Origin of the sequence: Streptomyces oryzae (assembly GCF_017676365.1) — a bacterium.
In the GTDB taxonomy this organism is placed as follows: domain Bacteria; phylum Actinomycetota; class Actinomycetes; order Streptomycetales; family Streptomycetaceae; genus Streptomyces; species Streptomyces oryzae.
In genome coordinates, this window is record NZ_JADKMA010000032.1 from 1 (window position 1) to 20,953 (window position 20,953).

Annotated in this window: 13 protein-coding genes and 1 pseudogene; 9 read left to right on the forward strand and 5 right to left on the reverse strand. The window is 69.8% G+C overall.

Annotated features, from left to right (window positions below):
- A pseudogene (locus ITI46_RS36215) lies at positions 1-177 on the forward strand (questin oxidase family protein); the annotation flags it as partial.
- A gap of 76 nt (positions 178-253) precedes the next feature.
- Here ITI46_RS36215 and ITI46_RS08870 read toward each other — a convergent pair.
- Positions 254-763, reverse strand: coding sequence for an O-acetyl-ADP-ribose deacetylase (locus ITI46_RS08870; protein WP_209238890.1), 510 nt, complete (start codon positions 761-763; stop codon positions 254-256).
- A 136-nt stretch (positions 764-899) separates the two neighbouring features.
- On the opposite strand from ITI46_RS08870, the gene ITI46_RS08875 reads away from it, so the two are divergent.
- The gene (locus ITI46_RS08875) at positions 900-2,201 is read left to right on the forward strand and encodes an exo-beta-N-acetylmuramidase NamZ family protein (protein WP_209238891.1); all 1,302 of its coding nucleotides are present in this window, start codon (positions 900-902) and stop codon (positions 2,199-2,201) included.
- A gap of 96 nt (positions 2,202-2,297) precedes the next feature.
- Here ITI46_RS08875 and ITI46_RS08880 read toward each other — a convergent pair whose 3' ends face one another.
- A complete protein-coding gene (locus tag ITI46_RS08880; RefSeq protein ID WP_209238892.1) occupies positions 2,298-4,142 on the reverse strand; it encodes an ABC transporter ATP-binding protein in 1,845 nt (614 codons plus the stop codon).
- A gap of 115 nt (positions 4,143-4,257) precedes the next feature.
- Between ITI46_RS08880 and ITI46_RS08885 the strand changes: the two genes are divergently transcribed.
- The gene (locus ITI46_RS08885) at positions 4,258-4,704 is read left to right on the forward strand and encodes a MarR family winged helix-turn-helix transcriptional regulator (RefSeq protein WP_209238893.1); all 447 of its coding nucleotides are present in this window, start codon (positions 4,258-4,260) and stop codon (positions 4,702-4,704) included.
- A 157-nt stretch (positions 4,705-4,861) separates the two neighbouring features.
- Positions 4,862-7,831 carry an FAD-binding and (Fe-S)-binding domain-containing protein gene (locus tag ITI46_RS08890; protein ID WP_209238894.1) on the forward strand — a complete coding sequence of 990 codons (2,970 nt, stop codon included), beginning with the start codon at positions 4,862-4,864 and terminating at the stop codon, positions 7,829-7,831.
- Positions 7,832-8,006: 175 nt separating this feature from the next.
- Here the strand turns inward: ITI46_RS08890 and ITI46_RS08895 are convergent, their stop codons facing one another.
- Positions 8,007-9,506: an alpha-amylase gene (locus ITI46_RS08895; RefSeq protein WP_247745693.1), complete on the reverse strand. Its 1,500-nt coding sequence runs from the start codon at positions 9,504-9,506 to the stop codon at positions 8,007-8,009.
- A 373-nt stretch (positions 9,507-9,879) separates the two neighbouring features.
- Between ITI46_RS08895 and ITI46_RS08900 the strand changes: the two genes are divergently transcribed.
- Positions 9,880-11,289, forward strand: coding sequence for a Gfo/Idh/MocA family protein (locus ITI46_RS08900; protein ID WP_209238895.1), 1,410 nt, complete (start codon positions 9,880-9,882; stop codon positions 11,287-11,289).
- Positions 11,290-11,370: 81 nt separating this feature from the next.
- Here ITI46_RS08900 and ITI46_RS08905 read toward each other — a convergent pair whose 3' ends face one another.
- Complete coding sequence (locus ITI46_RS08905; protein ID WP_209238896.1) at positions 11,371-12,213, reverse strand: L,D-transpeptidase family protein; 843 nt, start codon at positions 12,211-12,213, stop codon at positions 11,371-11,373.
- 193 nt (positions 12,214-12,406) lie between these two features.
- On the opposite strand from ITI46_RS08905, the gene ITI46_RS08910 reads away from it, so the two are divergent.
- Together ITI46_RS08910 and ITI46_RS08915 are read left to right on the forward strand one after the other, a co-directional pair.
- Positions 12,407-14,479: an ABC transporter transmembrane domain-containing protein gene (locus tag ITI46_RS08910; RefSeq protein WP_209238897.1), complete on the forward strand. Its 2,073-nt coding sequence runs from the start codon at positions 12,407-12,409 to the stop codon at positions 14,477-14,479.
- A gap of 113 nt (positions 14,480-14,592) precedes the next feature.
- The gene (locus ITI46_RS08915) at positions 14,593-16,323 is read left to right on the forward strand and encodes an ABC transporter ATP-binding protein (RefSeq protein ID WP_307808100.1); all 1,731 of its coding nucleotides are present in this window, start codon (positions 14,593-14,595) and stop codon (positions 16,321-16,323) included.
- A 77-nt stretch (positions 16,324-16,400) separates the two neighbouring features.
- Here ITI46_RS08915 and ITI46_RS08920 read toward each other — a convergent pair whose 3' ends face one another.
- Positions 16,401-17,198, reverse strand: a complete 798-nt coding sequence (locus ITI46_RS08920; RefSeq protein WP_209238921.1) for a metal-dependent hydrolase — start codon at positions 17,196-17,198, stop codon at positions 16,401-16,403.
- Positions 17,199-17,373: 175 nt separating this feature from the next.
- On the opposite strand from ITI46_RS08920, the gene ITI46_RS08925 reads away from it, so the two are divergent.
- Together ITI46_RS08925 and tesB are read left to right on the forward strand one after the other, a co-directional pair.
- Entirely contained in the window at positions 17,374-19,902 is a 2,529-nt protein-coding gene (locus tag ITI46_RS08925) for a DEAD/DEAH box helicase (RefSeq protein ID WP_209238898.1), read from the forward strand.
- Between the two features lie 52 nt (positions 19,903-19,954).
- Entirely contained in the window at positions 19,955-20,878 is a 924-nt protein-coding gene (tesB, locus tag ITI46_RS08930) for an acyl-CoA thioesterase II (RefSeq protein WP_209238899.1), read from the forward strand.
- The last annotated feature ends 75 nt before the right edge of the window (positions 20,879-20,953 follow it).

A 20,953-nucleotide genomic window follows, 5' to 3' on the forward strand; every position in this document is an offset into this window, starting at 1 on the left:
GCCCCCGCCCTGGCCCCGGAGGAAGCCTTCGCCCGCGCGGCAGTCCACGGGGACGAGCACGCCATCAAGTTCGCGGACACCGCGCTGGACGTCGCGGCCCGCTCAAACGGCGAGGACCCGCTCGCTGTGGCAGCGGTGCTGCGGGCGACGGAACTGATCGGCCCAATGGCGAACTGATGGCCGATGGCGTGAACGGAACGGACCTCGGCGCGGCACCAGCGCATCCCCGGCGCGTCCCCGGCACGACTCCGGCTCAGAGGGCGGCCTGGAAGGCGTCGTAGGAGCGCTGGTCGAACAGGACGAGCCGCAGTTCAGTGAAGCCCTCGCCCTCCTCCCGCAGCGTACGCACCGCGATGCGGGCTGCGTCATCGAGTGGCCAGCGGTAGACGCCGGTGGAGATGGCGGGGAACGCGACTGTGCGGGCACCGAGTTCGCGTGCCACCCGGAGCGACTCGCGATGGCAGGAGGCCAGCAGCTCCGAGCGGTCCTCCTGTCGGCTCCATACCGGGCCCACCGTATGGATGACCCAGCGCGCCGGCAGCCGTCCCGCTGTGGTGGCGACCGCCTGTCCGGTGGGCAGGCCGCTCCCGTAGTGCGAGGCGCGCAGCTTGCGGCACTCGGCGAGGATGTCCGGGCCGCCCTTGCGGTGGATGGCGCCGTCCACACCGCCCCCGCCCAGCAGCGAGGAGTTGGCGGCGTTGACCACGGCGTCGACGTCCTGTTCGGTGATGTCGCCCTGTACCAGGGTGATGTGCGTCGGCATGGCCCCATCCTGGCGCGGCACATGTCGCGGCGCACACCGGCCACCTGCTGCGCGCCCTCTGGCCGGGGCTCTTGCGTTCGTATTAGCTGGCCCTACCGCCTGCTGCACCACTGGGACGCTGGAAGGACGGTCTCTCATGACTGCTGCACCCTCGCGCCGTGCACTGCTGGCCGGCAGCACGGCAGCCGCCGTCGCCGCTCCACTGCTGGCCCGGTCCGCCACGGCAGCACCCTCGGGGCAGACCGGCGGCGGGGAGGACGGGCGGACCGTGACCCCGGGTGCCGATGTCGCGGCGGCCGAGGGCTGGCGCATGCTGCGGGGCCGGAAAGTGGGTGTCGTCAGCAATCCGACCGGGGTGCTGCGGGACGCCGCCCATGTGGTCGACTCGATGGCGTCCCAGGACGGGCTGAACATCGTGGGGGTCTTCGGCCCGGAGCACGGTTTCCGCGGCAGCGCCCAGGCGGGCGAGTCGGAGCCCGAGTTCGAGGACCCGCGCACCGGACTGACCGTGTACGACGCGTACGGCGCCGACGGTGCCAAGATGGCGGCCCTGTTCCGCAAGGCGGGCGTGGACACCGTCGTGTTCGACATCCAGGACGTCGGGGTGCGGTTCTACACGTACATCTGGACGATGTACCACGCCATGGTGGCCGCCCGGCAGATCCGAGCGTCCTTCGTCGTACTGGACCGGCCGAACCCGATCGGCCGCAGAGCCGACGGCCCACTGCTGAAGCCCGCCTTCGCCTCCGGGGTCGGGCTCAAGCCGATCATCCAGCAGCACGGTATGACCGTCGGCGAACTCGCCCGCTACTTCAACGGTGAACTGCTGCCCCAGGAGGGTGACGGCGGACATGTGGAGCTGGAGGTCGTCCAGGTGCGCGGCTGGTCGCCCCGTACGACGGCGCAGCAGACGGGGTTGCTGTGGGTGCCGCCGTCCCCGAACGTTCCCACGCCCGACACGGCGACCGCCTACGCGGGCACCGGTTACTTCGAGGGAACGAACCTGTCCGAGGGGCGCGGCACTACGCTGCCGTTCCAGTTCATCGGTGCGCCGTTTCTGGACTACCACTACAGCGACCGGCTCAACGCCCTGCGACTGCCGGGGGTGCGCTTCAGGGAGGGCTATTTCGTGCCCACCTTCAGCAAGCACCAGGGGAAGACCTGCGCGGGCGTCCAGCTGCTGGTGACCGATCCGGTCCGCTATCAGGCCGTACCGACAGCCGTGGCCATGCTGCTGGAGGCGAGAAAGTACGACGGGTTCGCCTGGCGTGAGGATTCCGACCCCGAGCGGCCGTTCTGGATCGACAAGCTGTCGGGCTCCTCCCGGCTGCGGGAAATGCTCGACGCGGGCCGCGGTCTGGAGGAGATCACCGGAGCGTGGCGCACGGAGGTACGCGACTTCGAGCGCGCCCGGCGGAAGTACCTGCTGTACCGGTGAACTGCTCCGGCCGGCCTGCCTGCTGCAAACCGGCCTGCTGCCCCGGCTGCTTGCATGGGGGGGGCGGTCGGCGTGCGACCGAGGTTGTCCCGCCTCTCACCCGCCGACGGTCACCTCCGCGGTCTGGCTGTCGCGGCGCACCAGTGCGGCGTATTTTCCGTCGGCCGTGAGGAGTTCGGCATGGGTGCCTCGTTCGGCGATGCGGCCCGCGTCCAGGACGACGATCTGGTCGGCATCGCGGACGGTGGAGAGCCGGTGCGCGATGGTGAGGGTGGTGCGGCCCTTGGACAGCGTGTCGATGGCTTCCTGTACGGCGCGTTCGGTGCGCGTGTCGAGCGCGCTGGTGGCCTCGTCCAGGATCAGGACCGGCGGGTCGCGCAGGATGGTGCGGGCGAGGGCGAGACGCTGTTTCTCACCCCCGGAGAAGCGGTAGCCGCGCTCGCCGACGAGGGTGTCGTAGCCGTCGGGCAGTGCGGCGATCTGGTCGTGGATCTGGGCAGCCCGAGCCGCTTCGCGCAGCTGCCCGTCCGTGGCGTCCGGCTTGGCGAAGCGCAAATTGTCGGCCACGGTGGCGTGGAAGAGGTAGGTCTCCTGGGAGACGACGCCGACGGCTGCCGAGAGCGTCGCGAAATCGAGGTCCCGTACGTCGACTCCGTCGAGGGTGACGCGGCCGCCCGTCACGTCGTAGAGCCGGGGCACCAGGTAGCTCAGCGTGCTCTTGCCGGAGCCGGTGGCGCCTACCACGGCGAGGCTGCTGCCCGCCGGGACGGTCAGCTCGATCCCGTGCAGCGTGTACCCGGTGTCGCGCGCCTGGCTGCCGGGCGGGTCGGTGTCGTAGGTGAAGTCGACGTTCTCGAAGCGGACTTCGCCGCGCACCTGCGGGAGCGCGACGGGGCGCGCGGGCTCGGTGATGGCGACGGGCAGGTCAAGGTATTCGAAGATGCGCTGGAAGAGTGCCAGCGAGGTCTGCATCTCCACGCCCGTGGTGAGCAGCGAGACGGTGGGCCGCAGCAGCCCCTGCTGGAGGGTGACGAAGGCGACGAGAGTGCCGATGGAGAAGGCGGGACCGCCGAACTGGGTGAGCATGCCGGCCGTCCAGTAGAGCAGCGCGGGGATGGCGGCCATGACGATGCCGATGGTGGACATCCGCCAGCGTCCGGCCATGTTGGAGCGGATCTCCAGATCGACCAGCCTCTCGGACTCGTCGGCGAAGTTCTTGGTCAGCGAGTCGGCCCGGCCCATGGTGCGGCCGAGCAGGATGCCGCTGACCGACAGTGACTCGGTGACGATGGCGGACATCGCTGCCATCTGCTTCTGCCGCTGCGTCGTGATGCGCTTGCGCTCCCGTCCCACCCGGCGGCTCACCCACACGAAGAAGGGCAGCAGCGCCAGCGAGGCGAGCGTCAGCCGCCAGTCCAGCGCGAGCATGGCGACGATGGTGGCCACCACACTCGTGAGGTTGGAGACGAGCGAGGTGGCGGTGGAGGTGACCGTCGCCTGCATGCCACCGATGTCGTTGGCGATGCGGGACTGGACCTCACCCGTCCGGGTCCGGGTGAAGAAGGCGAGCGGCATCCGCTGAAGCTTCGCGTAGACCGCAGTACGCAGGTCGTGCATGACGCGCTGGCCGACCGTGGTGCTGATGAGCGTCTGGAGCACGCCGAAGACGCTGGTCACGACGGCGGTGACGATCATGCCGAGGGCGAGCAGCGACAGCAGACCGGTGCGCTGCTGCGGGATGGCGACGTCCAGGATCTCGCGCAGCAGGAACGGCGAGGCGACGGAGACCAGCGAGGAGGCCGCCACCAGGAGACCGACCAGTGTCAGACGGCCACGGTAGGGCCGGAAGAGACGCAGGATGCGGCGCACCTGCGCGGGCTGTTCGGGGGCTGTGGGTGTGACCTTGGGTGACGGCGTCCAGCCGGGGGCTTCAGGGTGCAAGGGGCTCCTCTGAGTGGGTCGGGAAGTCTGCGGCGCATGATTGCCGCCGAGCTTACGGAGCATAGTTCATCGTTACCTATACTCACAATGAATTAACCCCTGATAGCCTGCCCACATGGTTCACCATCCCTCCGACGAACCCGCCTCCGACCTGGCTGACCAGCTTCTGCGCCTGACCAAGCGGATCAACCACGCGCACCGGCAGAACTTCGCCCCGCTCGGCGTGACGCCCGCACAGGGGCGCATGCTGCGTACGGTCGCGCACAGCCCGCAGCCGCCCCGGATGGCGGACCTCGCGGCACGGCTGGGCGTAGTGCCCCGGCAGGTGACCAGCCTGGTCGACGCTCTGGAGGCGCGCGGCCTGGTGCGGCGCGCCCCCGATACCGAGAACCGCCGGGTGATCCGCATCGAGCTGACCGAGGGCGGCTCCCATGCCCTCACCGAGCTGCGGCGCGCCCGCAGAAGCGCCGCGGAGGAACTGCTCGCTCCGCTGGCGCCGGGGCAGCGCGACGAACTGAGCCGGCTGCTGGCGCTGCTCGACGGGCAGGAGGGCAGCGGCTGACGGCAGGGGCGGCGGAGACGGCAGGGACAGGGAGCGTTTGCCCGCTGGTGAGCGTTACCCGGCGGGGACGACCCTCGGGGCCGGTGTCGGTGGGCCGAACTAGCATGTGGCACACATAAACCCGCACTCCCGCTCCCCTGCGCGCCCTGGAGATGCCATGCCCCTGCTCGAACCCAAGGCCGGCGCGCTGCGCCCGCGGACCGGCGCGGGCCACTCCCCCGCAGCCGACCGGGTGCCCGAGGCGCAGGCACAGGGGACACCGCAGCCGCTGCGCGGCGACCTGGAGCGACTGCTGGGCACGGAGAAGGTGCTCTCGAAAGTCTCCGACCTGGTGCGCTACGCGTCCGACGCGAGCCCCTACCGCTTCATCCCGCAGGTCGTCGTGCTCGCGGAGGACGTGACCGACGTCGCCGCTGTGCTCGCGTACGCACGGGAGAACGGCCGGGACGTCGTCTTCCGCGCCGCTGGGACGTCGCTGAACGGGCAGGCCCAGGGCGAGGACATCCTCGTCGACGTACGCCGCCACTGGGCGGGCGTCGAGGTGCTGGCGGCGGGCAGGCAGGCCCGGATCCGGCCGGGGACCACGGTCTTCCGGGCCAACGCGGCGCTGGCGGCGCACGGACGGCTGCTCGGCCCCGACCCGGCCAGCGCCATCGCCTGCACGGTGGGCGGGGTGGTCGCCAACAACGCCTCAGGGATGACGGCCGGCACCACGCGCAACTCCTACCGCACGGTCGCCTCCCTCACCTGCGTACTGCCCAGCGGCACCGTCGTGGACACAGCCGATCCGGCCGCTGACGAGAAGCTGGCCGACGCCGAGCCCGCGTTGTGCGAGGGCCTGCTGGAGCTGAAGGCGCAGATCGAGGCCGACGCGCAACTGGTGTCCCGTATCCGGTCCAAGTACGAGCTGAAGAACACCAATGGGTACCGGCTCGACGCCTTCCTGGACGGCAGCACTCCAGTGGAGATCCTGCGCGGGCTGATGGTCGGCTCCCAGGGCACGCTGGGCTTTCTCGCCGAGTTCGTCTTCGACACCCTTCCGCTGCACCGGCACACCTCGACCGGGCTGTTCTTCTTCCCGTCGCTGTCGGCCGCTGCCGCAGCAGTGCCGCGGTTCAACGAGGCCGGGGCGATGTCCGTCGAGCTCATGGACGGCAACACGCTGCGCGCCTCCGTCAGCGTCTCCGGCGTACCGCAGGACTGGGCCGAGCTGCCGAAGGAGACCACGGCGCTACTGGTGGAGTTCCGCTCCCCCGACGGCGCCGTACGCGAGCAGCGCGAACAGGCGGCGCGCCAGGTGCTGTCCGAGCTGGAGCTGGTGGCGCCGGTCGCCTCCGTCACCAACGAGCTGACCCGCGACCCGGCCACGATCGCCTCGTACTGGAAGGCCCGCAAGGCGTTCGTCACCGCGGTCGGCGGCTCCCGGCCCTCGGGCACCACGCTGATCACCGAGGACTTCGCCGTACCGCCCTCCCGGCTGGCCGAAGCCTGCGAGGCGCTGCTGGACCTCCAGGAGCGGCACGGTTTCGACGCGGCTGTGGCGGGCCACGCGGCACACGGCAACCTGCACTTCCTGCTGGCCTTCGACGCCGCCGACCCGGATGACGTACAGCGCTACGCGGACTTCATGGACGAGTTCTGCCGGATGACCGTGGAGCGGTTCGACGGCTCTCTCAAGGCCGAGCACGCCACCGGCCGCAACATCGCCCCCTTCTTGGAGCTGGAATGGGGCAGCAAGGCCACGGAGCTGATGTGGCGCATCAAACGGCTGCTGGACCCGACCGGGGTACTGGCACCCGGCGTACTGCTGGACCGTGACCCGCGGGCGCATCTGCGCGGCCTGAAGTCGATCCCCGGCGTGGAGGCGCTCGCCGATCCGTGCATCGAGTGCGGCTTTTGCGAACCGACCTGCCCGAGCGAGGATCTGACCACCACACCACGCCAGCGGATCGTGCTGCGCCGCGAGATGATGCGCCAGCCCTCCGGCTCCCTTGTGGGTGAAAACCTGCTGGCCAGCTACGGGTACGACGCCGTCGACACCTGTGCGGGCGATTCGACGTGCAAGCTGGACTGCCCTGTGGGAATCGACACCGGTGCGCTGATGAAGACGTTCAGGCACGCCCGGCACTCACCGCGCGAGGAACGCAACGCGGAGCGTACGGCACGGCACTTCGCACACGTGGAACGCTCGGCACGGCTGGCGGTGGCCGCCGCTGACCGGCTCCGCAGAAGCCTGCGCGGCCGTGACGGGGATCTGGGCGACCGGCTGCTCGGCAGGGTCACGGGCGCCGCCCGCAAGGCGGTGCGCCCCGATCTGGTGCCCGAATGGCTGCCGGAGATTCCCGCCCCCGCCGCCAAGCGGCTTCCGGCGACGAGCAGACAGCTCGCCGCCGCCGTCTACTACCCGGCCTGTGTGAACCGCATCTTCGGCGACCCCGACAGCTACGCGGGGCTGTCCCTGCCGGAGGCCGTGGTCACCGTCTCGGCCCGGGCCGGCCGCCCGGTGTGGATCCCGGAGGACGTCACCGGGACCTGCTGCGCGACGATCTGGCACTCCAAGGGTTACGAGGCGGGCAACACGCTGATGGCCAACCGCATGGTGGAGGCCGCCTGGCGGTGGACGGACGGCGGCGAACTCCCGCTCGTCGTCGACGCCTCCTCCTGCACCCTGGGCATCTCGGAAGAGGTCGTGCCCTATCTGAACCCGGCCAACCGCAAACTCCACGATCGGCTGACGGTTCTCGACTCGCTCGTATGGGCCGCGCGGGAGCTGCTGCCCCACCTCACGGTCGAGCGGCGCGTCACCTCCGCGGTGCTCCACCCCACCTGCTCCATGCGGCACTTGGGCGACGAGGCGGAGCTGCGGGCGGTGGCCGAGGCGTGCGCGGAGGAGGTGGTGGTGCCGCTGGACGCCGGATGCTGTGCCTTCGCGGGCGACCGCGGACTGCTGCACGAGGAGCTGACCGCCTCCGCGACGGCCCGTGAAGCGGCCGAGGTGACGGCTCGCTCCTACGACGCCTATCTCTCCGCCAACCGGACGTGCGAGATCGGCATGGATCACGCCACAGGCAATCGCGGATACCACTCCGTCCTCCAGGAGCTGGAGTTGGCCACCCGGCCGCGGTGAGGACGCCACGGTTGCTCGAGCGGCGCGCAGATGGCCGGCCGCGGGGGGTGAGCGGCGGCACGGCTGGGCGGCCGGCGGTGAGCGGTGGCTTGGCGGACAGCGGGTGTGCGACGCCGGGGCAGGGCAGCGCAGGGCAGGACTCCGGTGAGCGCCCGCCCTGCGCGTCGTTCCCGCTTCAGCCCGTCGCCTTCACATGGAGGGCGACCGCGCCGTGTGCCGGGACGGTCATCTCGGCGCTGCCGTCGTCGGCGACCGTGACCTGCTGTCCGCAGCCGCCCTGTGCGGCGGCGACGTTGCAGTAGGTGCCGGCGGGCAACGACGTCTGGAAGGTTCTGCTCAGCTCGCCGTCGCCGTTGTTGAGGGCGACGAAGCCCTTGTCGCCGCGCCCGAAGGCCAGGGCCTGCCCCTCGGACCACCAGTCCGTCAGCTCCGCCGTACCGACCGCGTTGCGGAAGCCGACCATGCCGGTGATCTCCGGCTTGGCGTGGGTGTTGGTCCACCCCTGGTCACCGGTCGGCGGGCCGGCGTCCTTGTCGCTGAACGTGTAGCCGGAGAAGACGTTCGGAGAGCCGTAGGGGTGGGCCAGCTGGAAGACGTTGGCGAGCGTGTAGGCCGCGTCGTCCTTGTAGGTGAGGGTGGATCCGTTGCGTTCGGTGTCCCAGTTGTCGACGAACGTCCGAGCGGCGCCGGTCTCCAGCTTGCCGTCCCCGACAGTGCGCAGCGAGCCGAGGTCACCGCCCTGGAAGGCGCTCTTGAGGTGCCGGCCGTAGCGGAACTCGTCCACGTCGCCGATGTCGGTGTACTCCTCGGGCTGCACTGCCTCGCCGTCGCCGTGGATGACCTCGCTGGCCCAGAAGCCGGGGTCCTCTGTCATCTTCGCCTTGATGGCCGCCACATCGGTGGCGGCCATGTGCTTGGCGGCGTCGATACGGAAGCCCGCCACGCCGAGGGAGCGCAGATCGTCGAGGTAGCCGGCGATGACACCGCGTACTTTCTCGCTCCCGGTGTCCAGGTCGGCGAGGCCGACCAGTTCACAGTTCTGTACGTCGTCGCGGTTGGTGTAGTCCGCGATGTCCTTGCGGCAGGCGTGGAAGTCGGCGTCCTCGTAGGTACCGGGGTAGCCGTACTTCGTGTAATTGGTACCGCCGGTGCCGGTGCCCGAGCCGGAGGTCATGTGGTTGATGACGGCGTCGGCGATCACCTTGACACCTGCCGCCTTGCAGGTCTCGACCATGTGCGCGAAGTCCTCGCGGTCGCCGAGCCGCCCGGCGATCTTGTAGCTGACCGGCTGGTACGACGTCCACCACTGGTCGCCCTGAATGTGCTCGGTGGCGGGCGAGACCTCGACGTAGCCGTAACCGGCCGGGCCCAGGGTGTCCGTGCACTCCTTGGCGACGGACGTGAACGGTCGCTCGAACAGCGTTGCCGTGACAGCCTTTTCACCGGGCGGCGCGGCCTTCCTTGATGCAGCCTTTCCCGGTGCAGCCTTTCCCTGCGCGGGCTTCACTGAGTCGGGTTCCGCCGAGTCGGCGGAGTGCTGTCCGGAGGCGGCAGAGTCCTGCGCGGAGGGCGTCGGAACGGAGCGGGAAGCCTGGGCTTGCCAGGGCACTGCCGCCATCAGGCCGCTTGCCGCCAGCACTCCCGCTGTGCTGACGCTGAGCAGTCGCTTTCTCATCGTGCGGCTCCTTCGGTATGCGGGCATGGGGGATGCCCGTGGAAGGCAGCCAGGCGCCTGGGCCACCGTGGGGGGTGTGAACGCGCCGTGGGACGGGGCCCGTTCACGGGTGGTACGGCCGGGAGCCTGCTACTGCTCGTCTGCTGCGTCAAGAGATGCCGCAATAGTTTCCAGTTGATTGCAGCAAGATTTTGCAACACGGAAGTCCATCAATGAGCAGCGAGAGTCCAAGGACGGGCTCTTGCGCACCACTGGTCTCAACCACCAAGGTCCTGAGCCGAGTTCACGCATCCGGCATCAGAGAGCCAGAGAAAGCTGAGCTGGAAGCCAGAGAGCTGGACAACTGGAGAGCTGGAGAGGTGCGGGAGACCTGATGAGTGACGAGCAAGGATTCAGTCGCCGTTCCGTCCTGCGGACCGCCGGTGTCGCGGGCGCCGGGCTGGGCATCGGCGCGCTGGGCACCCCGGCACAAGCGGCACCGGCAGGAGCCGCTTCGGCGGCCCGGGAGAGCGCAAGCGCCGCCGCGCCGCCCCGTCGGGGAGAGACGATGATCGGCGTACCGTTCGAGGAACGCGGCACCGTCCGGGTCGGCCTGATCGGCCTGGGCCAGCGCGGCGGCAGCATGATCGACCTGTTTCTGGCGCTGGAGGGCGTACGGGTGGTCGCGCTGTGCGACCCCGTACGGGAGAAGACGGAGCGCGCGGCGAAGAAGGTCACCGACGCCGGACAGCCCGCACCCGCCCTCTACACCAAAGGGGACCACGACTTCGAGAAGCTGTGCAGCCGCGGCGACCTCGACTTCGTCTACGTCGCCACCCCGTGGGACTGGCACTTCGAGATGGCCAAGGCCGCGCTGCAGGGCGGCAAACACGTCGGCGTGGAGTGCCCCATCGCCCTGGAACTGGGCCAGTTGTGGGAGCTGGTCGACCTCTCCGAGCAGACCCGCAAACACTGCATGCAGCTGGAGAACTGTGTGTACGGGCAGAACGAGATGCGTGTGCTGCGGATGGCCCACGAGGGCCTTTTCGGGGACCTGTTGCACAGCGCGGGCGCCTATCTCCACGATCTGCGCGGACTGATGTTCGACCCCGACTACTACGAGGGGCCCTGGCGCCGCAAATGGCATACGCGGCTGAAAGGCGACCTGTATCCGAACCACGGGTTCGGCCCCGCCGCCAACTACATGGACGTCAACCGCGGCGACCGCGCGGTCCGCATCGCCACCTTCGGCTCCCCCTCGCTCGGTCTGGCCGCCTACCGCGAGGAGCACATGCCGCCCGGCCACGAGAGCTGGAAGGAGACCTACATCGAGAGCGATATGTCGATCAGCCTCGTCCAGACGGCAAAGGGCCGGGTCATCCGACTGGAGCACGACGTCTCCAACCCGCACCCCTACTCCCGTATCAACATCCTCGGCGGCACCAAGGGCGTCTTCGAGGACTACCCGCCCCGCATCTATCTGGAGCCGGACATGTCCGGTGACCAATGGGGCGACTTCGGCAAGTACAAGGACCACGACCACTGGCTCTGGAAAGAACACGCCAATCCGCCAGGCGGACACGGCGGCATGGACTACATCATGCTCTTCCGCCTGATCCAGTGCATGCGCCTGGGCCTGGTGCCCGACTTCGACGTCTACGACGCCGCGACCTGGACCTCCCCCGTACCGCTCAGCCATACGTCGATCAAAGCCAAGGGCACACCGCAGGAGATCCCGGACTTCACCCGCGGACTGTGGCGGAAGAAGCGGCCAGGTGTCGACTCGGAGAAGCCCAAGGCGTGACTCCCGGGGGCGCCGGACTGGGACGGCAAGCCTCGACGCAGGTCAGTGGGTTCGATGCAGACCCCGACGCCGACCCCGGACTCAGCGCTTGAGCGATGCCTTGTCCCCCATCACCACTACGGGGTGCTTGTCCGGGTCCAGCGTGCGCAACAGGGTCTGCATACCGGACTTGGACAGGCTCACGCACCCCGACGTGCCGCTCCCATGATCCATGTGCAGCCAGATACTGCCCCCCTTGGCCTGGCCCTGCGGCCGGGCCGGGTCGAGGGGGGAGGTGCCCTTGACGCGGTTGTAGTCGATGGCGATGACGTGGTCGAAGTCGTGCCGGGTCTTCTTCGGCCAGTAGGAGGGCGGGGTGAAAGCCGAGGTCTGCGTGTACGGCAGCTTGGCGTCCCGCTCCGGCAGCACGCCGCCCGCGTCGGAGAGGGTGAAGACGCCGACCGGGCTGCGCTTGTCGCCCTGGTGGTGGCTGGGCGTCCAGCCCTTCTTGCCGTTGTGCGCGGCCCAGCTGCGCTCCTCGCGCCACTTCTTGCCGTGCCTGCTGTAGAGCCGCACGGTCGCGTCGGCCGAGTCCTTGTCCTTGCCTTCGACCGCCACGACCTGGGTGGCGTTGCCGGGGATCTTCGCCTGAAGGCGGTCACCCACGCGGGGGATGCGGGTGGGGTCCTTGGCCAGTTCGGCCTGCGGGGAGGGCGCGGACCGCTTCTCCTTCTTCGCGCTCCCGGTGCCCTGGTCTCCCCCGCTGCCCCCGCCACAGCCGGACAGCAGCAGCGCGAGCGCCGTTCCGCCCGCTGCCGCCACCAGTGCCGCCTTGCCTCTTGGCCGCCCCCCGGCCCTTGGCGCCGATACGCGACGGGAACCGTCTGCGGCAGCCCTCTGCCAGCTGGTCCCGGTACTTGTACGTCCTGCCCCACGCATGCCCATGCCCTCCATCCTCGCATTGGCCGGAAGTGTGCTGACGGCCCGGAAAACCCGTTGCCCTCCGACAGGTGACCAGGTGGGATCGGCGCACACCCGCAGGACCACTGCTGCCTGCCCGCCTCCCGTAGCCCGGCCCCTGTTCCTGTGCCCCCTGCCCGCGCCATCTCCGTGCGCTTTCGAGACCTTCTGGAACGTCATGCAAATACGCGACCTCCCCTACAGCGACCCCGGCGAACCCGACGTGCGGTCGGGCTTCCGGCTGCTCTTATGGCTGGGCCGTATGCAGCTGGGCGGTCAGCTCAAGGCACTGGGCTGGGGCGTACTGCAACTGGCCTCCTTCGCCTCGTTCCCCGTCGTCGCCGGGCTGGCTGTCAGCGCCGTGGTGCGCCGTTCGGGCAACGATCTGGCGTTGGCCGGGGTGGCGATGGCAATCGTCACGCTCTCCGTCACGGTCGGCGACACGATGCTGCACAGGGTTGCCGTCAGCAACTGGATCACAGCAGCCGCACGCGTCCAACAGCTCCTGGCCCGCCGCACGGCAGCTCTGGGAGCCACCCTCACCCGCCGGGTTGCGGCAGGAGAGGTCGTCGCTGTTTCCACAGGAGACATCGAGCGCATCGGGTGGTGCGTCGAGGCGGTGTCCCGCTTCAGTGCTGCTCTCCTGACCACCCTGGGCGTCTGCGTGGCATTGGTGGTCTACCAGCCGCAGCTGGGGCTGCTGGCCTGCGCCGGCATGCTCGCTCTCGCGCTGACCGTGCTGCCCCTGTTGCCGAGAGCGACCCGGCGCGCCGACGCACAGCGCGATCGGGCGGGGCGGGCAACGGAGCTGGCCGCCGACACCGTCGCCGGCCTTCGGGTGCTGCGCGGCATCGGCGGGGAGGACCTCTTTCTCACCCGCTATCGGCGCGCGTCGCAGCAGGTGCGGCACGCCGCCGTACGCACGGCCCGCATGTGGTCGTTCATCGAGGCCCTTCAGGTTGCGCTGCCGGGGCTGCTGCTGGTCGCCGTCGTCTGGTACGGCGCCCGGCTGGCGCTGGACGGGCGCATCGCGGTCGGCGAACTGGTGATGGTCTACGGCGCGGTCAGCTTTCTGCTCCTTCCGCTTCAGCTCTTCGGCGAGTTCGCCATGTCGTACTCCTTCTCCCGGCCCTCCGCCGCCCGCGCGGCGCGGGTGCTGGGTCTTCGGCGGCCCGGCGAGGATTCGGGCAGCGCGGTGCCCGAGGAACCGGATATGCGGGGTCCCTCCCAGCGCTGGGAGCCTCGCGAGGTTTTGTTCCTCAGCGCCGGGCTGCCCGCCGGGCTGTACGACCCTGTTACCGGGCTCCATGCCCCAGCCGGGTCGCTGACCGCCGTGGTCTGTGGCGACCCGGACGAGGCAGGCCGACTCGCCGAACGGCTGGGCGGCCACCCCACTTCAGCGGCGGCCGAGACCGGGGGCAGGAGCACGAACGGCCCAGGCGGTAGGGAGAAAGTCCCCGGCACGAGCGCGGACGGCACGGGCCGGCTAAACGGCCATCCCGGCAGAAGCTCCGGCAAGAACAACGACGAGCGGGCTGACGAGAACCAGCGGGCTGAGCAGAAGCAGGGCTCTGAACGGAAGCAGCTGACTGAGGAGGGGACGCAACAGCCTTCCGCATCCGTGCTGCTGAACGGGGTGCCACTCGACAGTATGCCGCTGGAGGTGGCTCGTGCCGCCGTCCTGGTACAGGACAAGGATCCGGTGCTGCTGTCCGGCACTCTCGCCGAACTGCTGGACGTCCCCTCCTCCGGCAAGGTGGCTGCCGACCAAGCGTTGGAGGCAGCCCAGTGCGGCGATGTCCTCGGGGCGCTGGTGCAGAGCAGCCCGGATGCGGAGGGAGATCCGATGCGGGCCCGGATCACCGAGCGAGGGCGGTCGCTCTCCGGCGGACAGCGGCAGCGGCTCGCGCTGGCCCGGTCACTGATCACCGATCCCGGGGTGCTTGTCCTTGACGAGCCCACCTCGGCCGTCGACTCGCACACCGAGGCCCGTATCGCCCGCGAGCTGGCCAAGCTCCGGGCCGGCCGGACGACGGTGATCTTCTCCTCCAGCCCGCTGCTGCTCGACCGCGCCGACCGGGTCGTCTTCGTCCATGAAGCGAAGGCCGCAGCCTCAGGAACGCACCGGGAGCTTCTGCACTCCGATGCGACATACCGCGCTGTCGTCACCCGCGATCCGCAGAGCACGACTCCGGAGCCGGCGGACCCGCGAGACCAGAGCGCACAGACCGAGGGAGTCGAGTCCGCGTGAGCCACAAGGACATCCCGGCGGCGGGCGAAGGCCGCCGCAGCACTCTCCGGGCGCGGCGTGCCGAGCGTTTCGGCGTACCCGAACCCGACCACGACCCGTCGGCGCCCGAGGACGTGACAATCCTCCCGGTCGGCTCCCCCGCGACCGTCCGGTCCTACGTACGCGAACTGTTGCGACGTCACAGGCGTACGTTCGCGCTGCTCGTGGTCGTGAACAGCGTCGCGGTCATCGCCTCGATGGTGGGGCCGCGACTGCTTGGCGGGCTCGTCGACGATCTGGCGGCCGGGGAACGCGACCTCCAACTCGCCCGCATCACCGTGCTCTTCGCGCTCGCGCTGCTGGTGCAGACGGTCTTCACCCAGCAGGTGAGGCTTCGTGGCGCGGTGCTGGGCGAGGAGATGCTGGCCGATCTGCGCGAGGACTTCCTCGTCCGCTCCGTAGGGCTGCCGCCCGGGGTGCTGGAACGAGCCGGGACGGGTGACCTGCTCTCCCGGATCACCACCGACATCGACCGGCTGGCCGACGCCATGCGGAAGGCGGTCCCCCAGTTGGCGATCGGCCTGGTGTGGGCTGCGCTGCTGGTGGCAGCCCTGTGCGTCACGGCACCGCCACTGGCACTGGCCGTGGTGATCGCGCTGCCTGTGCTGGTGACCGGCTGCCGGTGGTACTTCCGCCGGGCGCCGCATGCCTACCGTGCGGAGGCCGCGGGCTACGCCGCAGTGGCCGCGGCACTCGCCGAGACGGTGGACGCCGGGCGGACCGTCGAAGCGCACCGTCTGGGCGCTCGCCGTGTGGCGCTGTCCGAACGCCGCGTCGCCGAATGGACGGCCTGGGAGCGCCGGACGCTCTGGCTGCGCACCGTGCTCTTCCCCACCGTGAACCTCAGCAACATGCTGATCATGGGCGGCGTACTGCTGCTGGGCGGCGTTTTCGTCCTCGAAGGGTGGATAGGGGTCGGTCAGCTGACGACCGGCGCGCTGCTCGCCCAGATGCTCGTCGAGCCGGTGAACCTGATCCTGCGCTGGTACGACGAGCTCCAGATCGCCCACGTCTCGCTCGCGCGGCTGGTCGGGGTGCGGGAGATCGAACCGGAAGCCGGCACTGGCACCGCGCCCGGGGGCAAGGACGTGCGCGCGAACGAGGTGCGCTTCGGCTACCACGCCGATGTCGACGTATTGCACGGAGTCACTCTGGACGTCGCTCCCGGCAGCCGGGTGGCGCTGGTCGGACCTTCGGGAGCGGGGAAGTCGACGCTGGGCCGGCTCCTGGCCGGGATCTACGGACCACGGCGGGGCGAGGTCACCCTGGGCGGGGCCGAGTTGAGCCGACTGCCGGCCGAGGAGGTGCGCCGCCATGTGGCGCTGGTCAACCAGGAGCATCACGTCTTCGTCGGTACCTTGCGCGACAACCTGCTGCTGGCCCGGCAGGATGCCGACGACGCCGAACTGTGGGCCGCGCTGGGCGCGGTGGGCGCCGACGGCTGGGCGAAGGCGCTGGCGGAGGGGCTGGACAGCGAGATCGGCTCCGGCGGGCTGACCGTCACCCCGGCGCAGGCCCAGCAGATCGCGCTGGCCCGGCTGGTACTGGCCGACCCGCACACCCTCGTCCTCGATGAGGCGACCTCCCTGCTCGACCCCCGGGCAGCCCGCGACCTCGAACGCTCCCTCGGACAGGTCCTGGAAGGACGCACGGTGGTCGCGATCGCGCACCGCCTGCACACCGCGCACGACGCGGACGTCATCGCAGTGGTGGAGGACGGCCGTATAACCGAACTGGGCAGCCATGAAGCGCTGGTGACGGCCAACGGTCCGTACGCGGCGCTGTGGCGTTCCTGGCACGGCTGAGCCGAGCAAAGCCGGTATGGCCGGGGCGGGAAGCCGGGCCGAGCACCGGGTGGTCGCTTGCAGGAGAGCCGTGGGTGTCAGCTGCCCACGAACCCGAGGGCGACCAGGCTGCCGGCCCCGCCCAGGACCATGAACGCAGGCATCAGTATGGCGTTCTCGACCCAGGCGCCGGCGCGGAAGCGCATGAAGCGGGGGGTACCCAGCGGATACCACCGCTTGCCCGCTATCGGGATCGGCCACAGGATCGGGCAGCCGGAGATGGTCAGGGCGTCGCCGATGTTGTGCACCATCGCGCCCAGCACGATCGGCAGCCCCATCCAGAGGTACTCCTGGCCGTCCCCGGTGAACAGCCAGTCGGCACCGTTGCCCGGCTCCTCCAGCACTCCGGCCAGGATCCAGGCGCAGGCGGCTCCCAGCAGCCACACCAGCACGTCGCTGGAGACCCGGGCCATCCGCCACAGCAGGCCCTCCACGGCCAGCACCACGTGGATGAAGAGGATGACCAGCACGGCCCAGCGGCCCCAGATGGCGGCGGCTGCGGAGAAGCCCGCGCCTATGAACAGCGCCCAGGGCCAGGTGTGGGTGAGCGTACGGTGCCCTCCGGAGCGACGCCGCTCCCCGCGCGATCGGGTGCCGTTGTAGACAACGGTGGACAGCTTGTCGACCACTCCGCACAGAGCGTGGGAGAGGGGACCGAAGGCCCGGGAGATGGTGGCCGACTTCTGGTCGAGATCCGGCGCCAGTGCAGCCCCGGCACACAGCAGCGCGCCGACGACCACCACCGGCCAGGGCATCGGATGGTCCAGCAGAGCCGCTGCGGCTCCCACGCCGAGCCAGGCAGCAGCCCCCGACAGCGAGTGCGCCGGTCCCATCATGGTTATCCCCGCCCTGTCCTTCGTCTCGCTCATCTCGCGGCCCCGCCGCCGGGCCCGCGCCCCGCGCCCCCGCACTATCCCCGTCCGGGTCTGACGCCCGTTCGGCGACACAGCGTAGCGCCCGGTGATCAACGGGAGGCCACCGGTTCCGTGATCGGCCGGGGCAGCAGGCAGTATGGGGGGCGTGACAGCCACCCTTATCGACCAGATGCCGAGCGATGCCGATCCCGATGCCCTCTTCGAGTCCTTCTCCGGGTGGGCGGAAGAGCGGGGCATCTCGCTCTACCCCGCCCAGGAAGAGGCACTGATCGAGGTGGTGTCCGGGGCAAATGTGATCCTGTCGACCCCGACGGGCTCCGGCAAGAGTCTGGTCGCAGCAGGGGCTCATTTCACTGCTCTCGCCCAGGACAAGGTCACTTTCTACACAGCGCCGATCAAGGCGCTGGTCTCGGAGAAGTTCTTCGACCTGTGCAAGCTCTTCGGCACCGAGAACGTCGGCATGCTCACCGGCGACGCCTCGGTCAACGCGGACGCCCCCGTCATCTGCTGTACCGCCGAGGTGCTCGCCTCCATCGCGCTGCGTGACGGGGCGGACGCCGACATCGGCCAGGTGGTGATGGACGAGTTCCACTTCTACGCCGAGCCGGACCGGGGCTGGGCGTGGCAGATCCCGTTGCTGGAGCTGCCGCAGGCGCAGTTCATCCTGATGTCCGCGACGCTGGGTGATGTCTCGCGCTTCGAAGAGGACTTGACCCGCCGCACCGGCCGCCCCACCGCCGTTGTGCGCTCCGCGACCCGCCCCGTACCGCTGTCGTACGAATACCGCACGACAAGTCTGACCGAGACGCTGACGGAGTTGCTGGAGACTCATCAGGCGCCGGTCTACATCGTGCACTTCACTCAGGCGCAGGCCGTGGAGCGGGCGCAGGCGCTGATGAGTATCAACATGTCGACTCGGGCGGAGAAGGACGAGATTGCCAAGGTCATCGGTAACTTCCGCTTCACCACCAAGTTCGGCCGCAACCTCTCCCGCTACGTACGGCACGGCATCGGGGTGCATCACGCGGGGATGCTGCCCAAGTACCGGCGCCTGGTCGAGCGGCTCGCCCAGGCCGGACTGCTGAAGGTCATCTGCGGCACGGACACCCTCGGCGTCGGCGTCAACGTGCCCATCCGTACCGTCCTGTTCACCGCGCTCACCAAGTACGACGGCAACCGGGTCCGCACGCTGCGGGCCCGCGAGTTCCACCAGATCGCGGGCCGCGCGGGGCGAGCCGGCTTCGACACCTCGGGCTTCGTCGTCGCGCAGGCGCCCGAGCACGTGATCGAGAACGAGAAGGCGCTGGCGAAGGCCGGGGACGACCCGAAGAAGCGCCGCAAGGTCGTGCGCAAGAAGGCCCCGGAGGGTTTCGTCAGCTGGGGCCAGCAGACCTTCGAGAAGCTGATCGCCTCGGAACCGGAGCCACTGACCTCCCGCTTCCGGGTGACCCACGCCATGCTGCTCTCCGTGATCGCCCGCCCGGGAGACGCTTTCGCGCAGATGCGGCGGCTGCTGGAGGACAACCACGAGGACCGCCGCTCCCAGTTGCGGCACATCCGGAGGGCGATTGCCATCTACCGTTCGCTGCTGGACGGCGGCATCGTCGAACGGTTGGACCAGCCCGACTCCGAGGGGCGCACCATCCGGCTGACTGTCGACCTCCAGCAGGATTTCGCCCTCAACCAGCCGCTCTCCACCTTCGCGCTCGCCGCATTCGAGCTGCTGGACCCCGAGTCGCCCTCCTACGCGCTGGACATGGTGTCGGTGGTGGAGTCGACACTGGACGACCCGCGCCAGATCCTCGCAGCCCAGACGAACAAGGCCAAGGGCGAGGCCGTCGCCCAGATGAAGGCCGACGGCATCGAGTACGAGGAGCGGATGGAGCGGCTGATGGACATCAGCTACCCCCAGCCTCTTGAGGAGCTGCTCTTCCACGCCTACGGCCTCTACCGCAAGTCCCACCCCTGGGTCGGCGATCACCCGCTCTCCCCCAAGTCGGTCATCCGCGACATGTACGAACGGGCGATGACCTTCAGCGAGTTCGTCTCCTTCTACGAGCTGGCCCGCACGGAAGGCATCGTGCTGCGCTACCTGGCGAGCGCCTACAAGGCGCTGGAGCACACCGTCCCCGACGACATCAAATCGGAGGACTTCCAGGACATCGTCGAATGGCTCGGTGAGATGGTCCGGCAGGTCGACAGCAGTCTGCTGGACGAGTGGGAGCAGCTTGCCAACCCGGAGGACGAGACCGCGGAGGAGGCCCAGGAGCGCGCCGACCAGGTCAAGCCGGTCACAGCCAGCCCACGGGCCTTCCGCGTGCTGGTGCGGAACGCGATGTTCCGCAGGGTGGAGCTGGCCGCCTGGGACAAGTTCGCCGAGCTGGGCGAGCTGGACGGGGAAGCCGGCTGGGACGAGGACGCGTGGGCGGAGGCCATGGACGCCTACTGGGACGAGTACGACGAACTGGGAACGGGGCCGGACGCGCGCGGCCCCCGGCTGCTGCGCATCGAAGAAGTCCCGGAAGACCGGCTGTGGCGCGTCCGGCAGACATTCGCCGACCCGCGTGGCGATCATGACTGGGGAATCTCCGCCGAGGTCGACCTCGTCGCCTCGGACGAGGAGGGCCGCGCGGTCGTCAAGGTAACCGGCGTCGGCCCGATGTGAGCGTGGCACCGAGCCTGACGGCCACCCTGGACGCGAGAGAGGAACGCACGAGATGACCGGGCCCAGCCCTGCCGAACGCCTTGTCGACCTGCTGAACCTCGAAGAGATCGACCTCAACATCTTCCGGGGCCGGAGCCCCCACGAGTCGCTCCAGCGGGTCTTCGGCGGGCAGGTTGCCGGGCAGGCGCTGGTGGCGGCCGGGCGGACCGTGGACGAGGAGCGCCCCGTGCACTCACTGCACGCGTACTTCCTGCGTCCCGGCATCCCGGGGGTGCCGATCGTGTACCAGGTGGAGCGGGTCCGGGACGGGCGGTCCTTCACCACGCGCCGCGTGGTTGCCGTCCAGCAGGGCCGCACGATTTTCAATCTGACCGCCTCCTTTCATGTACGGGAGCCCGGTTTCGAGCACCAGATGCCGATGCCCCGGGTACCGGAGCCGGAGAGCCTGCCGCAGCTCGCGGACGAGATCCGCGAGCGCCTGGGCTCGCTGCCGGTGCCACTGGAGCGCATGGCCCGCCGTCAGGCGTTCGACCTGCGCTACGTGGACCGACTGCGGTGGAGCCCCTCCGAGCTGGAGGGGGTTGAACCGCGCAGTGCGGTGTGGATGCGTGCGATCGGATCGCTCGGCGACGACCCACTCGTACACACCTGCGCTCTTACGTATGCCAGCGATATGACGCTGCTGGACGCGGTGCGCCTCCCCGTCGAGCCGCTGTGGGGGCCGCGGAACTTCGATACCGCCTCGCTGGACCACGCGATGTGGTTCCACCGGCCGTTCCGCGCCGACGAGTGGTTCCTCTACCAGCAGGAGTCACCCATCGCCACAGGCGCGCGCGGTCTCGCCCGGGGCCAGATCTTCGACCGCGAAGGCAGACTGATCGTCTCGGTGATGCAGGAGGGGCTGTTCCGGCCGCACAGTCCCGAGCGGCAGGCGTCTCCGGCTCAGCAGCCCCAGGGACAGGCTGCTACGCAGTGACCACCGTTCCAGGCGGCTCGGCCCCCTCACTAGTCCGCTCGGGGCGGTCCGCCGGATCCGGTACCAGCCGCCGGC

Excerpts from the sequence above, each read along its gene's own strand:
- ITI46_RS08890 (WP_209238894.1), top strand. The coding sequence starts at position 4,862 with ATGCCCCTGCTCGAACCCAAGGCCGGCGCGCTGCGCCCGCGGACCGGC.
- ITI46_RS08910 (WP_209238897.1), top strand. The coding sequence starts at position 12,407 with ATGCAAATACGCGACCTCCCCTACAGCGACCCCGGCGAACCCGACGTG.
- ITI46_RS08870 (WP_209238890.1), bottom strand. The coding sequence starts at position 763 with ATGCCGACGCACATCACCCTGGTACAGGGCGACATCACCGAACAGGAC.
- ITI46_RS08900 (WP_209238895.1), top strand. The coding sequence starts at position 9,880 with ATGAGTGACGAGCAAGGATTCAGTCGCCGTTCCGTCCTGCGGACCGCC.
- ITI46_RS08895 (WP_247745693.1), bottom strand. The coding sequence starts at position 9,506 with ATGAGAAAGCGACTGCTCAGCGTCAGCACAGCGGGAGTGCTGGCGGCA.
- ITI46_RS08925 (WP_209238898.1), top strand. The coding sequence starts at position 17,374 with ATGGGGGGCGTGACAGCCACCCTTATCGACCAGATGCCGAGCGATGCC.
- tesB (WP_209238899.1), top strand. The coding sequence starts at position 19,955 with ATGACCGGGCCCAGCCCTGCCGAACGCCTTGTCGACCTGCTGAACCTC.
- ITI46_RS08885 (WP_209238893.1), top strand. The coding sequence starts at position 4,258 with ATGGTTCACCATCCCTCCGACGAACCCGCCTCCGACCTGGCTGACCAG.
- ITI46_RS08920 (WP_209238921.1), bottom strand. The coding sequence starts at position 17,198 with ATGATGGGACCGGCGCACTCGCTGTCGGGGGCTGCTGCCTGGCTCGGC.
- ITI46_RS08875 (WP_209238891.1), top strand. The coding sequence starts at position 900 with ATGACTGCTGCACCCTCGCGCCGTGCACTGCTGGCCGGCAGCACGGCA.
- ITI46_RS08905 (WP_209238896.1), bottom strand. The coding sequence starts at position 12,213 with ATGGGCATGCGTGGGGCAGGACGTACAAGTACCGGGACCAGCTGGCAG.